Origin of the sequence: Methanogenium cariaci JCM 10550 (genome assembly GCF_001315945.1) — an archaeon.
Classification (GTDB): Archaea; Halobacteriota; Methanomicrobia; order Methanomicrobiales; family Methanomicrobiaceae; genus Methanogenium; species Methanogenium cariaci.
Window position 1 is genome coordinate 72,403 of record NZ_BBBG01000007.1, and the last position, 13,698, is coordinate 86,100.

The window sequence follows — 13,698 nt, forward strand, 5'->3', positions numbered from 1 at the left end:
CCACCACGTTTCAGATGCGATGAGCGACAGAGAGGTTATGGAAGGAAGTACCCGGTTTTTTATACCCGAACAGGACGAGAACAGTTCATTCCCGCCCGGAAGTGCGCCGGTCTTCTTTAATGACCGGATGCGGCTGAACCGCGACAGCACGAACTACCTTCTCCGTCAGCTGGAAGTGTCATCATACTTTGACGCCATGGCCGCGTCCGGCGTCCGCGGCCTGAGGGTGGCACACGAACGGGGGGGCATACCGGTCACGATCAATGACTACAGTCCGGAGGCAGCGGCCCTGATCCGGAAGAACGCGACTCTGTATCCGGAGAGTGATATCACGGTTACCGAAGAGGACTGCAGGGCGGTGATGCTGAGACAACGGTTTGATGTCGTTGACCTCGATCCGTTTGGCACACCCGCACCCTTTGTGGATATCGCGGCCACCAGCGCACGTCACTACCTCTTTGTCACCGCCACCGACACCGCCCCCCCCTCTGCGGGGGCACACCTGAAGGCAGGCATCCGCCGGTATGGTGCCCGCCCGATGAATAACGAATATCACAGCGAGGTGGGCCTGCGCCTGCTTCTGGGATTTGTCGTGCGCGAGACCGTAAAATACGACCGCGGCGTTGAACCGCTCTTCTGCTTTGCACGGGAGCACTTCGTCCGCCTCCACCTGCGCATGACAAACGGTGCGGGCAGGGGGGGGACAAGGCCCTCAAAAATATGGGGGGGTATATCCACCAGTGCCCCGCGTGCCCGTGGCATACATCCGAGGCTGCCTTACTTCCGTCCGTGCAGGAATGCCCGGAGTGCGGTGCCAAAATGAGTAGGATTGGTCCCCTCTGGGTGGGCCCCATCAACAACCACGAGGTGCTCGCACAGCTGGCAGCGGATCTGGAGGCTGACGGGCAGGGAGAGAGTGTGCTCGCACGGCTGGTCACCCTGCTGGATGAAGAGCTGCCCACCCCCCCGGCATTCTACAATTACCACCGGCTTGCCAAACTCTGGCATACCTCACCGTCTCCGATGGAGACGGTCATTGCCGCCATCCGTGATGCAGGATATCAGGCATCACGGACCCATTATGACGGGCGGGGAATAAAAACAGATGCACCCCCCCTGTCTGTGCTCAGGGATACGGTATCTACGCGCGAGTAACAACGGTCAGGATATCGCCGTCAATGAGTCGGTGTGACAGGCCGACCCGCTGGGCGTCATGCTTCACTGACGGGCCCCCCCACACTTTTGCATAGCGGAATTTCTCGACAAAGTCCCGGTGCAGTTTTGTACAGACTGCCTCCACGGTCGCCGGTTCTCGGATGATCAGCGGTTCTTCCAGATCCGCCTTGCCACCCACGGGCTTCATGTAGATGCGGATGAAACCCAGCTGATCAAATATCTCATCCTTGAGGGTTTCAACGTTGTATCCGCTGACGGCAGAGAGAAGAATGGGCGGACGGCCGAAGCGCTCCGTTACATCCTCATCGATCTGGGCCAGGGTCTCCTTGTCGACCAGATCAACCTTGTTGACGGCAAAGAACGCTGGCACATAGACACGGTTGCCAAACATCGCGTCAATAAAGTCGTCCTGTGTCACCTCTCCGCGAATCAGGATGTCGGCATTTACAATCTTGTTGTCGGCAAGCAGGGGGGGGCGGATATCATCGATATCGAGGCCCGTGTTTCCGACCGTGTTGAACCGGAGACCGCCGTATCCCCCCCTCTTCGATATGGTGATGTCCGGTTTTTCTTTATTCAGGCGGATACCGGCGTCATAGAGTTCCCTGATAAGGACGTTGATGTGCTTTTCATTGTAGACATCACCCAGAAGCAGAATGAGGTCAGCACCCCCCCGTACCACACCAATTACTTCCTTGCCTCGTCCCTTACCCATTGCAGCTCCTGCAATCAGACCCGGGATATCGAGAATCTGGATGTTTGCCCCCCCTTTGTGTTCCATGGAACCGGGCACAACAGTAAGGGTGGTGAATGCATAGGACGCAGATGCACTCTCGGTGTTGGTCAGTTTATTCAGGAGTGTGGACTTACCAACAGACGGAAAACCGACGAGGACAACGGTTCCGTCACCGGATTTCTTTACCGAATATCCTTCACCGCCGCCGGAGGAGGCCATGGCACGGGAGACGGCATCGTCTTTAAGGCGGGCGACCTTTGCCTTGAGCTTTCCGATATGCCCGGAGGTCGCTTTGTTATATTTGGTATTGCGAATTTCGTCCTCGATGAGTTTTATTTCGTCTTCGATTGTGGCCATTGGTGGTGCTATACATATCGGCGGGACACTACTTATGGATAGTGTATCTGCCGGTTTTTGTGCAGAATATCTGCTGTCACAGAAATCCATGTGATGGGTTTTGTTTCATCAAATAAGCCCAAAACGAGATGACATGCATCGGAATCACCCGGAAGGGATCCTCCGCACTATCACAGGTCCGCCTCACCACCCGGAAACCGTTCTGAAGAGATAGGATGCTCCGAAGATGATGAGAAACACTCCACAGGCTGCAAGAACAATGCGGTACTGGCGGACCGAAAGCACGGACGTTCCCCGGGCACTCCCCGCAGCAATAAGGCTGAACCATCCAAAATCAGAGGCCCAGTGCCCGGCCATAAAGGCAACAACCAGCAGAGGCCCTGCGGCGAGGGCCTCCAGGACAAGACTGCTTCCCACCGTGAGCCACCAGATCCAAAAATAAGGATTTGCCGCACTGGTTATCGCACCTGCGGCGTACGGGTTTTCGGCGGATCCGGTGGCATCGGTAGCAATGCCCGCATTCATACTTTCCTTTACCGTCAGAAAACCAAATTCCATCAGAACAGCGCCACCTGCAAGGGCAACGGGAACGGAGATGGTCTCTGCGGCCGCTGCAATACCTGCAATAATGACCAGAACAACCGCCGCTTCAATGGCTGCATGCCCTGCAGAGATCTTCGGCCCCGCTGTCCACCCCTCACGAATGGATCCCCGAATGGTTGCAATCAGGGTGGGGGGGCCGGGTGCCAGAGCCCCGGAAAGCCCGATCACAAATCCAATGATGAGTGCTGCTCCCACGGAATCGATAAAAACACCTCTCTCTACCGGCAGGCAGGGCAAGGCAGGTCATACCAAGACGAGCAGAAATACGATCCCGTCGATTGCAAGCGCTGCAGCGCCTGCGAGCCGGAGCAGAACAAAGATTCGGCTGTAATCTTCAGTATTCACGGGAGGAGCCCTCCGGAACGGGACATTTTTGCCCGTTTTCTCCGGAATATGTCTTCCCGTTCCATCTCTTCCAAATAGTCCTCGATATAGGCGGCGGTGTTATACAGCGAGGGAATCAGGATGTTTGCCAGGGCATTGACCCGCCGCCGGGTCACGGCGATCTGGTCTGCCAGACGCACGAGAGATCCTTCCAGTTCCGCAAGGCGGAGGGCGGTCTTCACCGCCTGTTCGCCCTGGTGGTATGCCGCATCCAGATGGGCGGAGGGCAGGGCAAGCGGATACCCTGGTTCCCGGCAGTCGCGGAAGGGTTCCGGCAGCGTGATCGCGGGCACCGGGGGGGTGCCCATCACGGTGACGGTGCCCATATCAATCTCTTCAGCAGGGCTCGTCAGGGAAAGGGCTTCTTCCAGCCCGCGCTGTCCCATCAGCATTCCGGCACGCTGCAGGGGGGGCAGGTATGCCGTAGCAAAGGCCGCCTCGGTCTCTATGCGCAGACCCTCTCGTCTCTCCCGGAGGCGGAAGAACTCCATCACCATCGTATCCAGCTTCTCCTGCAGGAGTTCATGCCCCCCCTTCTCTGCCACCACGATCCGTTTTCTGATCATCAAAAGCTCTATCCGGGTGGGCCGGACACCCCGCATGTTCTGCCTGCTCACCCGTTCTCACCCCCGCGATAGGTCTGAATCAGTCGGTCGGGATGCGGTTGAGTTCTTCCTCCGGGAAGAGGGAGAGGAGGTTCCATGCGGCATCAAGCTCTCGGCAATGCTGCGCCCCCCCCGGCTCGTCCCTGCCCGATGTATTCCCGCTCGAACCGTGCGGCAAACGAGAGGTAGCGCCGGTCCGCGTCACTGAGCCCCTCATCACCGATGACGGTGACAAGCTTTCCAGACGTCTCCCCCCCTTAGCATAGGCGGCATACAACTGGTCTGAGACCGCCCCCCCGTGATCTTTGCGGGTCTTCTTCTCTCCGATACCCCCCCGGCCATCAGGCGGGAGAGAGAGGGGGGAGGACGTCAATGGGCGGGTAGATGCCCTTGCGGTGGAGGTCACGGGAGAGGACGATCTGCCCCCCCTCAGTGATGTAGCCGGTCAGATCCGGCACCGGATGGGTGATGTCGTCATCCGGCATGGAGATGATGGGCAGCTGGGTGATCGACCCTTTCCTGTCGTGAATCCGCCCGGCCCGTTCAAAGATGGAGGCAAGGTCAGTATACATATATCCGGGATATCCCCCCCGGCGGGCAGGCACTTCGTCACGGGCGGCGGAGACCTCACGCAATGCCTCACAGTAGGCGGTGATGTCCTGAAGGATGACAAGCACATGCATCCCGCAGTCAAAGGCGAGATATTCCGCGGTGGTCAGGGCAAGGCGGGGGGGGTGATGATACGCTCGATGGCGGGGGGGTCATCGGCACGGTTGATGAAGAGCACCGCATGCTCCAGAGCGCCGGTATCCTCGAATTCATCCAGAAAGAACTGTGCCTCCTCGTTGGTGATCCCCCCATCGCACCAAAGACAATGGCAAACTCCTCGTGATTTCTCAGGACACGGGCCTGCCGGGCAATCTGGGCGGCAAGCATGGAATGTGGCAGTCCCGCACCGGAAAATATCGGCAGTTTCTGTCCCCCCCGCACAAGAGTGTTCATGCCGTCGATTGCCGATATGCCGGTCTCGATGCAGTCCTCCGGGTAGGCACGGGCGGTCGGGTTGACCGCTGAACCGGCGATGTCCATCACCGTTCCGGGAATCACCGGCCCGCCGCCGTCAGCCGGAGCGGCAGCCCCCCGTCAAATACTCGGCCGATGATATCGGGGGCTGACGACCATGCGCATTGGATATCCGGTAAACCGGACCGACGTGATCTCGGTGTCAAGATCCTGTGTCCCACCGAACACCTGAACGATGGCGAGGTCGGAACGGCTCTCCAACACCTCCCCCCCTCGGCGTCTCTCGCCTCCCGGCAGACGAATCTCCACCACCTCGCCGTATGTTGCATCGCCGACACCGGAGACAGCCATCAGGGGGGCCAGCCACCCGGACGACCGAGGTATACTCCCGTGCGGGCGAGGTCATAGTCTCTCTCCGTCAGGGGGGGTGGGGAACGCGTCTTTCATCCGGCGTTCGGTCTCCTCAAAATACTCCCGGAAGTTGGCATCCGGAATCGCACCGAGACGCAACAGGTGTTTTGCTACTGGCAGGGCTGCAATTGCAGAGACTGGCATGCCGCCTGCCACCGCCTCCCTGCCGTAACGGGCGTAATCGGTGATGAGCTGCATCATCATATACTGCTTGTCGGGGGGGGCGCAGAAGGTGTCCACCGGGTCAAAGGCATACTGAACCAGAAATGACTCCCGGATATACTCCGCGATATGCAGGGAGAGTTTGTCGTCCTCCGGCAGCACGTCGGGTCCCACCAGTTGGACAATTTCCTCGAGTTCACTCTCTTTCTGGAGAATGGTCATCATGCTCCTGCGCATCTCCCCCCCCATTGGTCGCCCACATGCTCGTTCCACCACCTTTCCACGTCATCCGGGTAGAGGGAGTAGGACGTGAGCCAGTTGACCGCGGGGGGGAAGTGGCGTTCATGGGCAAGGTCCGCGTCCAGTGCCCAGAATACCCGGACGACCCGGAGCGTGTTCTGGGTGACCGGTTCGGAGAAGTCCCCCCCACCCGGCGGTGAGACGGCACCGATGACCGAGACCGAACCCGTCCTCCCGGACGGGCCCAGCACCCGGACATGTCCTGCCCGTTCATAGAAGCACGCCAGCCGGGAGGCGAGATAGGCCGGATATCCGTGCTCGCCCGGCATCTCCTCCAGACGCCCGGAGATCTCCCGCATCGCCTCGGCCCAGCGGGAGGTGGAGTCGGCCATCAGGCCACGTCATAGCCCATGTCACGGTAGTATTCGGCGATGGTGATGCCGGTATACACCGAGGCCTCCCGTGCGGCCACCGGCATATTCGAGGTGTTGCCGATAAGAACCGTTCTTTCCATCAGGGGGCTCCCCCCCGCTCTTCGGTCGGTGAGGGCCGGGAACTGGCGCAGCACGTCTGCGAGTTCGTTGCCCCGCTCCCCGCAGCCCACATAGACGATGATGTCCGCATCCGACCACTTGGCCAGCTGATGCTGAACCACGGTCTTTCCGGCACCGAACGGTCCGGGCACCGCCGCCGTCCCGCCTTTGACGATGGGGGGGAAGAAGGAATCAAGAACCCGCTGCCCGGTGATCAGGGGGGGTCACCGGGTTTCAGGTTCTCTGCGACCGGTCGTGCCACCCGCACCGGCCAGCGGCGGAGCATGGCAACCGGCGTCTCTGTTCCGTCATTGCTTTGAACGGTTGCGATATCGGCTGTCACGGTATACTCTCCGGCACCTGCCACACGGGTAAAAGTGCCTTCCTGCCATGCGGGACGAGGATGGTGTGCGTAAACCTGCCCTCCTCTACTGTGCCGATAACCGTGCCGGGTGTGGCCGCAGTGCCCGGTGCGGCCGTCGGGGTGAATGCGTAGGTGCGCTGCCGGTCAAGAGCCGGGAACGCGGCGCCGCGGATGATGAATGCGCCCATCTCTTCCCGTATCACTTCCAGCGGACGCTGGATGCCGTCATAGACCATGCCCAGCAGGCCGGGGGGGCCCAGTTCAACGGAGAGCGGGGGGGCGCCGGTTCGTTCCACCGGTTCACCCGGGGGGCAAGTCCGGTGGTATCCTCATACACCTGAATCGTCGCCACATCCTCGGAGAGCTCGATGACTTCGCCGATCAGGGTGGCCTCCCCACACGAACCACCTCATACATGAGCGCCCCCGCATACGGTCCGCCTCCACCACCGGACCGGTGATACGGATGATGCGGCCGGTCATGGGCCTGCCCCCGGCATATGCCTGCCCGCGACCTTTCTGACCGCGGCAGAGACGGCATCCTCACCGTGAACCGGGCCTGCCGGTCCGGGAATGCCGATGATAACCGGGTACGCCTCCTTCGGTGAAGGGATCGGTATATCTTTCAGATATTGGTCCAGCACACAGACGACACCGGTGTCCGGATGCGTCAGCACCTCTTCAAGGGCACGGCGTGCCTCCTCTGCATCACGGCAGACGATGCTGTTCGTGATACCTCCCGCCCTGCAGGCGGCCACCATCATACGGTCACCGATGGCAATGATCTTCATTCGTTCATCTCCTCCAGCACCAGCAGCTGTGTAATCTCTTCAGGCGGTAGGGAGACGGCAACCCCTCCAGCGATTGCCTGCATATTCTGTACCTCATATCCGAGGGTGACGATGTAGCGGAGCAAAGGGCCGCTCTCCAGATGATACTGGTTTGAGACCGCACGCACTGAGTCAAGCATGCACTGGTCAAGGGCTGCCTCTAAAACAGGGATGTTCTCATCTCTGACTGCCTCCGGATAACGGGAGAGATATGGTTCATATCGTGTCCCCCCGCCAGTGCCGGTATGAGGTCCGGCAGGGAACCGGCCCGTCTTGCCTGCTCCAACCGGTCGCCGGTGATTTCAAACCCTCTCCGGGATGAGGTGACGGCCAGTCTCCTCTCGCCCCCCATACCCAGCGAGAGGGCACGAATTAATGCCCGGATGTTTGCCAGATCGATCATCCGGCCGGCGGTCTCGGTGACCGGCGGTGAGAGGGAGATGTCCACACTCCGGGCCGCAAGAGAGAGGCGCCCCAGCAGGGCAGTCTGCACCCGTGCAGAGAAACGGGCCGGGTCACCTGCCGCCGTACGGTATGCGGCGGCAAGCACCGGCCCGAAGGGTGTCTGGGCAAACCGGTTGAGCGCATCCTCGGGCCCTGCGGCATGAGCGGCCTTGCGCACCAGTTCCGGTGTTAACGGGCCGGCAGAAGAGGTCCGCTGCTCAAGGTCTGCGGGAGAGATGTTCCCGGCCCGGCCCATGATGATCCCGGCGGCCTCCCGTGCGACAAGCATCTCCCGTATGCCGCAAAGAAATGGCGCACACTGTCTGGCACATTCTCACTGAGGCTCATCACCTTTGCGTAATAATACCCGCGGATGGTCCGTTCTGCGATGTCTATGTTCATCTCTCCTACTGCAGGAAAGGGGGGGTGGCCGGCGGTTCGGAAGCGGTCAAAGAGATCGTGCAGGGTATGCGCCTCACGCACGACAGCAGCTGTCACCGGGTCCACCATCGGATTGCCTATCGCCCGCACCCGTGCATCCGGCCGGGCGAAGACGGCAATATTCAGGATGATGCGAAAGTATCCGGCCGATGCCGCGAGCATCAGACCAATGAGGATAGCAATGGCGAGGGCCGCAACGAGGAGTGCGGTTGCACCGTCCCCCCCGGAGAGCAGATCGGAGAAGAGGGATGAGAGAGAGAGGTTAGTCATGGCCGCCAAAGAGTATTCGCGCTGTTTCCCGGGTCAAACGCTCCCGCATTCGCTCGCATCTGGCGGAGATCCGCTGGTCGCACCGGTGCATCCGGCAGGTGATGACAATGCCGCCCCCCGCTGCGGTCAGTCGTTGTTTCACGCAGCAGGGCGGCGGTGACATCCGGGAATGCCGCGAGTGCCGTTTCTGCGGCATCCTGATCCTCCTCCCGGAAGAGCACCTCGTGCGTTCCCGGCCCGATGACCTCCTGTCCTTCTGTGATCAGGTGACGTAGCACATCGGGATAGATTGGCAGGTGGGGGGGCAGAAGAGAGAGATGCTCTTTGGCCCCGGCAAAGCACCGGGTGATGCCCTCCTCTCGTGTTTTCCGCACATTGCCCCCCCGTGCGGCAAGCTGTGCTCGTGCGATAATTCTTCTCTGCCGGGCCGCCGCCTCCCTCCTGCCGTCCGCGGTGATGGTGGTGTATGCCGCCTCTGCCGCCGTTTCCCCCTCACGCTGGATACGGGCCGCCTCGTCTGCTGCCACCTGCCGTATCCGGGCGGCCTCTGCGTCGGCATCCGCATTTATCCGCGCAATGATCTCCTCCACGCCCATTCACGCACCTCCGAAGAGCCCGATGCCGAACATGATTAACACCGCGATGAGGAGGCCGAATATCGCAAAGGTCTCTGCCATTACGGCAAAGACGAGGCTTGCCCCCCCATCGCCTCCCGCCGCTGTGCGGTGCGCCGATGCCGGAGGCGGCCGTCATCCCCCCCTGACCGATGGCAGAAAGACCGGCCAGTCCGACGGCAAAACCGGCACCGATGGCGGCCAGACCCGCGGCGGCCGTTGCCGTAACATCGCGGGTGATCATGCCGGTGAAGGCCATGATGAGGATGGCAACGAGGAGGCCGTATATTGCCTGCGTCTCCGGGATGACGGTGAAGACCAGTCCCTTCCCGAACATCTCCTCGTTTTCAGCGGTGGCGGCAATGCCTGCGGATGCCGCGATGCCCTGACCGATGGCGGAGATGCCGGCAAAGCCTACGGCAAATCCGCAGGCGATGGCGGCAAACCCGGCGGCAAGGGTGGCGGTGAGATCGCGGGTGATCATACCGGTGAGGACCATGATGAGGATGGCAACGAGCAGGCCGTATATCGCCTGCGTCTCGGGTATCACCGAGAAGACGAGATTCTTGCCGAAACTCTCCTCATGCTCGGCGGTTGTCGCGGTGCCCGCCGCAGCGGCGATGCCCTGACCGATGGCGGATATGCCGGCAAGCCCGATGGCAAACCCGCACCCGATGGCGGCAAACCCGAGGGCCAGATTCCCGGAAGGCTCCCCGGCAATCATACCGGTGAAGGCCATGATGAGAATGGCCACCAGAAGACCGTATATCGCCTGTGTCTCGGGTATTACCGAGAAGACCAGACTCTTTCCAAAGCTCTCTTCATGCTCGGCGGAGGCGGCGGAGCCTGCCGCAGCGGCGATGCCCTGGCCAATGGCGGAGAGTCCGGCGATGCCCACCGCAAGACCGCATCCGATGGCGGCAAGGCCGGTCGCCTCGGTCGCCGCCGCGTCGCCGGTCAGAAGTCCGCTGAAGGCCATGATGAGAATGGCGACAAGCAAGCCATAGATGGCCTGGGTCTCCGGGATGACGGCAAAGATTAGGCTCCTGCCCATCGCAGAGTCATGCTCGGCGGTGGCCGCAATGCCTGCGGATGCGGCAATCCCCCTGTCCTATCGCTGAGAATCCGGAGATGCCGGTTGCAAGGCCCGCACCGACCGCGGCAAGGCCGAGGGGGGGGAGGGGGGGCACATCCCCCGCCCCCCACCGCCGATGACACCGGTTGCAAGCAGGATGAGAACCGCGACAAGCAGGCCGTACATGCCCTGGGTCTGGGGGGGCACTGCCTGAAAGACGAGTGCCCGTCCGAATTTTTCCGGCCTGACCGCGATGACACCCGCCCCTGTCGCACCGGCGATGCCGACACCGATGCCCGACCCGATGGCGGAGAGGCCGACGGCAAGACCCGCTCCGGTCACGGCGAGAATGGTGCCTGCATCAACGGGCATCGCATTCCTCCGGTGGCATCGTATGCGTCCGCTGTGCTGCAAAGGGAGAGAAGGCCCTGCCACCTGCGTCAAAGAACCGCCCGAAAAACTCCACATACTGGAGGCGCAGTGCATGGATGAATCCTCCGAGCATTGCAGGACGAGGTTTGCTGCATGCCCTGCTATGCCAAAGAGTATGCCAATGATGAGAAAGACGGGGGGGCCGACTCCGGCGATCATCCCGGAGAGGATGTTGATCATCATCGCAATGCCACCGGTGGCGAGGGCGAGCGCAAGGATACGGGAATAGCTGAGCCAGTCACCGAGGTAGCCGGTGAGGGAGAAGAAGCCGAGCGGGCCGTTATCCCGGAGGATACCCCCCCCGATAGCGACCATTGCCCCCCCGGCCCCCCCGGCAAGTGCGATGATGAGGGATGAGAATGTGGCCCAGCCAAAGAAGGTGAGGATGAGGACAGCCGCACAGGCTGGAGCAGAAACCAGGTGCCTTCCGAATAGAGCATCGTTCGGCGTTCGTTGCACCGGAGGTGTTCGGATGCGGCAATCACAAGACCGAGGTTGAGGTGTGCGATGCCGATGCAAGCGCCAGAAGGAGGAGGGAGAGGGGGGGTCATTGAGGGGTTCGATGAGCGTAAACGGCAGGGTGATGCCAAAAAAGGCGGGCAGGTTGCCGAAGACGCTCCCCATCAAGAGACCAAAGATAGTGCCCGCCGCACCGCAGGCAGAGAGGACGAGGGCAAGGTCGCGGGTGGTGCCCGGCGTATGCCCGGTTCCGCGGAGGAGGAGCGCTGCGATGAGAACGAGCAAAAGGCCATACCCGGCATCACCGAGCATGATCCCGAAGGTGAGGACAAGCACCGGTGCCAGGAAGAGTGTGGGTCGATTCTGCCGTATGCGGGCATCCCGAACATGGCGGTGAGAAATCCGTAGGGCGCAAGCAGCGGGGGTGGTCGAAGGCCGACGGCACCGTGCCTGTGGCAGGTGCGGTGGTGTAGAAGGAGAGGCTGCCTGTCGAACGGTCGCAAAGCGTTTGTATCCGTGGCAGGTCATCGGACCTGGCCCAGCCCTGCATGACGGTGAGAGAACCGGTCTTTCCCAAGAGAGGGGGCGGCATCCTCCCGCTCCCGCATGACGCCCAGCTCCTCTGCCATCGCCTCAAGCGGGATGAGATGGATCCGGGCCAGTTCTTCAAGGGAGGAGCGGATCTCTGTTTGCTGCTGGCGAAGCTGGTTTCGTTCGGTCTGTATGGCGGTGATGCCTTCTGATACCGTGCCCTCCGCGGTCTCCGGGGGGGTGAACTCCCGGAATGTGAGTGTCCGAAGCACCCGGTCTGCCTCCACTGACGCATCCGGGTGCGTAATGATAACGACGGTTGTCGCTGGTCTCCCGTGCCGCAGAACAGAAACGGTATCGCGAGTTCCGGCATCTCTTTTCTCAGGTATGTCTCCGTATCGACACAGACACCCGCCGGGATGATTCCCGCCCGCACCGCAAGGAGACTGGTTTGGCCAATCTGGCCGGGTTCGATGCCGAACGGGAGCAGCAGGCGAAGCATCTGTTCTTCCTCATCCAGCCGTGCCAGACGTTCTGTTGTGGCAGTATCACGGGTATGCAGGGCGATGATGGTGTCGGTGATGTCGGAGAACTGAGCCGCCGCTTCGAGGGCGGACGCAGCGTCGGTGATGGGGGAATGCTATTTTTTCGTCTGATGGGGGGAGAGCAGGGCGACCACCGGGTTTTTCTCCGGTGTGACTGTTGCAAGAATTTCCACGGCCCGTTCGATACGGGAGCGGGCTGCGGCAATGTCGGGGGGGATCACCGGTGAGCGCGGGGGGGATGGGGGGGTGACCAGTTCGCGGAGCGGTGCCTCATCAACGATCGGTCGCAGTTCGACAACCCCCGCCTCGTGCAGGGCGGCGACCATCGCATCTCGTTTTGCAGCGTGCACTCCTATGGTGAGCCGTGTCATCTCAGCGGGTCTGAGCATGCCCCCCCGGTCACCTCCCCCCCGACAATGAAGGAGATGGCCTCATCAAGTCCGGCATCGGTTGCGTCCTGGATACCTGCCATCTCTGCTGCTGCCGTTGCATGAATTCTCGTCGCCTCGGCGGTTGCCTCTTCTTCTGCAGCGGTGATCGCCGCCGCCACTTCAGCTTCGGCCCGTTCTCTGGCGTCTGCTTCTTTCGCCCGGGCATCGGCACGGGCCTGACGGATGTGGGCATCCGCTTCGGCGCGTGCCTGTTCGATGACGGCAAGCGCCGCTGCCTCTGCCTCCCGGATACGGACGATCTCCTGGAATGGCACACAACCCCCCCTCCTGTGTGTTGATATCCCCCCCGCCAGTCATTAAGCATTTCGCCCCTGCAGGGAGGGACGGGCCGATTTTTTGTTGAGGGACCGACATGGGTTTACCATCGGGTTGATCGCCGGAGCGGTAAAACTCAAATGACAAATACGTAAATTTAAGTAAGAACCAGACCTATCTTAGTAGGCACTACAACACTGCTGATATAGTGTAGTCCGGCCAATCATGCAGGACTCTCACTCCTGCGACTGGGGGGGTTCGAATCCCCATATCAGCATCATTTTGCGACTGTTTTGATGATTTATCTGTTTTGAATACATTGTATTTACTGCATACAACTCATCAGATGCAGTTATCCTGTCTGCTTCCGTGTCTGAAGCTGAAATTTTGGCTCTGGAGAAATGCTATGAAGCGAAAGAATATCTCCGCACATAAACGAATCATCAGATGAATATCGGAAACCAGATTCTTGTTGCATCATCTCTGTTTTTTGCCCCCCCTCTTTGATCCTCTGAGTTTGGAAATTTAAGGGTAAAACGGGCGTATTTTTTGCTCATTTTTCCTGCAAAGAAAATATCGCTGCAATGCCTTTTATCTGCAAAAATTACGATTTATCGGGGACTATTAGGGGGTCGCTATTGTCAGATATTTTTGGGAGGACATATGGATCGTCTCGACTGAGATCAGCTATCTCAGGGCTTCTGTGTGGACACAATATTCCCAGGCGCAAGCTTGTTATGGGTTATTTAATCGTTTC

At 60.4% G+C, this 13,698-nt stretch carries 12 protein-coding genes, 1 tRNA gene and 4 pseudogenes; 3 read left to right on the forward strand and 14 right to left on the reverse strand.

What is annotated here, in order from left to right; all coding sequences use genetic code 11:
- Nucleotides 1-19 precede the first annotated feature (19 nt).
- Nucleotides 20-1,155 (forward strand): annotated as a pseudogene (locus JCM10550_RS07965) (tRNA (guanine(10)-N(2))-dimethyltransferase).
- On the opposite strand, the gene JCM10550_RS07970 reads toward JCM10550_RS07965, so the two are convergent.
- The 12 genes and pseudogenes from JCM10550_RS07970 to JCM10550_RS08035 all read right to left on the reverse strand — a co-directional run bounded on the left by JCM10550_RS07970 (nt 1,142) and on the right by JCM10550_RS08035 (nt 11,961).
- Entirely contained in the window at nt 1,142-2,269 is a 1,128-nt protein-coding gene (locus tag JCM10550_RS07970; protein ID WP_062398290.1) for a GTP-binding protein, read from the reverse strand. The pseudogene JCM10550_RS07965 and the gene JCM10550_RS07970 overlap by 14 nt on opposite strands.
- A 183-nt stretch (nt 2,270-2,452) precedes the next feature.
- Complete coding sequence (locus tag JCM10550_RS07975) at nt 2,453-3,067, reverse strand: LysE family transporter (protein ID WP_245618888.1); 615 nt, start codon at nt 3,065-3,067, stop codon at nt 2,453-2,455.
- Between the two features lie 146 nt (nt 3,068-3,213).
- Entirely contained in the window at nt 3,214-3,873 is a 660-nt protein-coding gene (locus JCM10550_RS07980) for a V-type ATP synthase subunit D (protein WP_157200062.1), read from the reverse strand.
- A gap of 28 nt (nt 3,874-3,901) precedes the next feature.
- Nucleotides 3,902-5,290 (reverse strand): annotated as a pseudogene (locus JCM10550_RS07985) (V-type ATP synthase subunit B).
- Nucleotides 5,287-7,076 (reverse strand): annotated as a pseudogene (locus JCM10550_RS20540) (V-type ATP synthase subunit A). Before JCM10550_RS20540 ends, JCM10550_RS07985 begins: the two co-directional pseudogenes overlap by 4 nt.
- Nucleotides 7,073-7,384, reverse strand: a complete 312-nt coding sequence (locus JCM10550_RS07995; protein ID WP_062398294.1) for a V-type ATP synthase subunit F — start codon at nt 7,382-7,384, stop codon at nt 7,073-7,075. The pseudogene JCM10550_RS20540 and the gene JCM10550_RS07995 overlap by 4 nt, the downstream one beginning before the upstream one ends.
- Nucleotides 7,381-8,123: pseudogene (locus JCM10550_RS08005) on the reverse strand (V-type ATPase subunit). Before JCM10550_RS08005 ends, JCM10550_RS07995 begins: the two are co-directional and overlap by 4 nt.
- Complete coding sequence (locus JCM10550_RS08010; RefSeq protein WP_062398300.1) at nt 8,057-8,578, reverse strand: hypothetical protein; 522 nt, start codon at nt 8,576-8,578, stop codon at nt 8,057-8,059. Before JCM10550_RS08010 ends, JCM10550_RS08005 begins: the two are co-directional and overlap by 67 nt.
- The gene (locus JCM10550_RS08015) at nt 8,575-9,168 is read right to left on the reverse strand and encodes a V-type ATP synthase subunit E (protein ID WP_172673813.1); all 594 of its coding nucleotides are present in this window, start codon (nt 9,166-9,168) and stop codon (nt 8,575-8,577) included. Before JCM10550_RS08015 ends, JCM10550_RS08010 begins: the two co-directional genes overlap by 4 nt.
- Entirely contained in the window at nt 9,071-10,246 is a 1,176-nt protein-coding gene (locus JCM10550_RS19655) for a hypothetical protein (protein WP_245618890.1), read from the reverse strand. The genes JCM10550_RS08015 and JCM10550_RS19655 overlap by 98 nt, the downstream gene beginning before the upstream one ends.
- A 57-nt stretch (nt 10,247-10,303) precedes the next feature.
- Nucleotides 10,304-11,686, reverse strand: coding sequence for a hypothetical protein (locus JCM10550_RS22560; RefSeq protein ID WP_157200069.1), 1,383 nt, complete (start codon nt 11,684-11,686; stop codon nt 10,304-10,306).
- Nucleotides 11,683-11,961, reverse strand: a complete 279-nt coding sequence (locus JCM10550_RS08035) for a hypothetical protein (protein ID WP_218185154.1) — start codon at nt 11,959-11,961, stop codon at nt 11,683-11,685. The genes JCM10550_RS22560 and JCM10550_RS08035 overlap by 4 nt, the downstream gene beginning before the upstream one ends.
- 27 nt (nt 11,962-11,988) lie before the next feature.
- Between JCM10550_RS08035 and JCM10550_RS08040 the strand changes: the two genes are divergently transcribed.
- Nucleotides 11,989-12,285, forward strand: coding sequence for a hypothetical protein (locus JCM10550_RS08040; protein WP_157200070.1), 297 nt, complete (start codon nt 11,989-11,991; stop codon nt 12,283-12,285).
- 44 nt (nt 12,286-12,329) lie between these two features.
- Here the strand turns inward: JCM10550_RS08040 and JCM10550_RS08045 are convergent, their stop codons facing one another.
- Nucleotides 12,330-12,605, reverse strand: coding sequence for a hypothetical protein (locus JCM10550_RS08045; RefSeq protein WP_062398313.1), 276 nt, complete (start codon nt 12,603-12,605; stop codon nt 12,330-12,332).
- Complete coding sequence (locus JCM10550_RS08050) at nt 12,602-12,940, reverse strand: hypothetical protein (RefSeq protein WP_062398315.1); 339 nt, start codon at nt 12,938-12,940, stop codon at nt 12,602-12,604. The genes JCM10550_RS08045 and JCM10550_RS08050 overlap by 4 nt, the downstream gene beginning before the upstream one ends.
- A gap of 200 nt (nt 12,941-13,140) precedes the next feature.
- On the opposite strand from JCM10550_RS08050, the gene JCM10550_RS08055 reads away from it, so the two are divergent.
- Nucleotides 13,141-13,218, forward strand: a tRNA-Glu gene (locus tag JCM10550_RS08055).
- Nucleotides 13,219-13,698: the final 480 nt, after the last annotated feature.

Excerpts from the sequence above, each read along its gene's own strand:
- JCM10550_RS07970 (WP_062398290.1), bottom strand. The coding sequence starts at position 2,269 with ATGGCCACAATCGAAGACGAAATAAAACTCATCGAGGACGAAATTCGC.
- JCM10550_RS07995 (WP_062398294.1), bottom strand. The coding sequence starts at position 7,384 with ATGAAGATCATTGCCATCGGTGACCGTATGATGGTGGCCGCCTGCAGG.
- JCM10550_RS08010 (WP_062398300.1), bottom strand. The coding sequence starts at position 8,578 with ATGACTAACCTCTCTCTCTCATCCCTCTTCTCCGATCTGCTCTCCGGG.
- JCM10550_RS19655 (WP_245618890.1), bottom strand. The coding sequence starts at position 10,246 with ATGGGCAGGAGCCTAATCTTTGCCGTCATCCCGGAGACCCAGGCCATC.
- JCM10550_RS22560 (WP_157200069.1), bottom strand. The coding sequence starts at position 11,686 with ATGACCTGCCACGGATACAAACGCTTTGCGACCGTTCGACAGGCAGCC.
- JCM10550_RS08045 (WP_062398313.1), bottom strand. The coding sequence starts at position 12,605 with ATGACACGGCTCACCATAGGAGTGCACGCTGCAAAACGAGATGCGATG.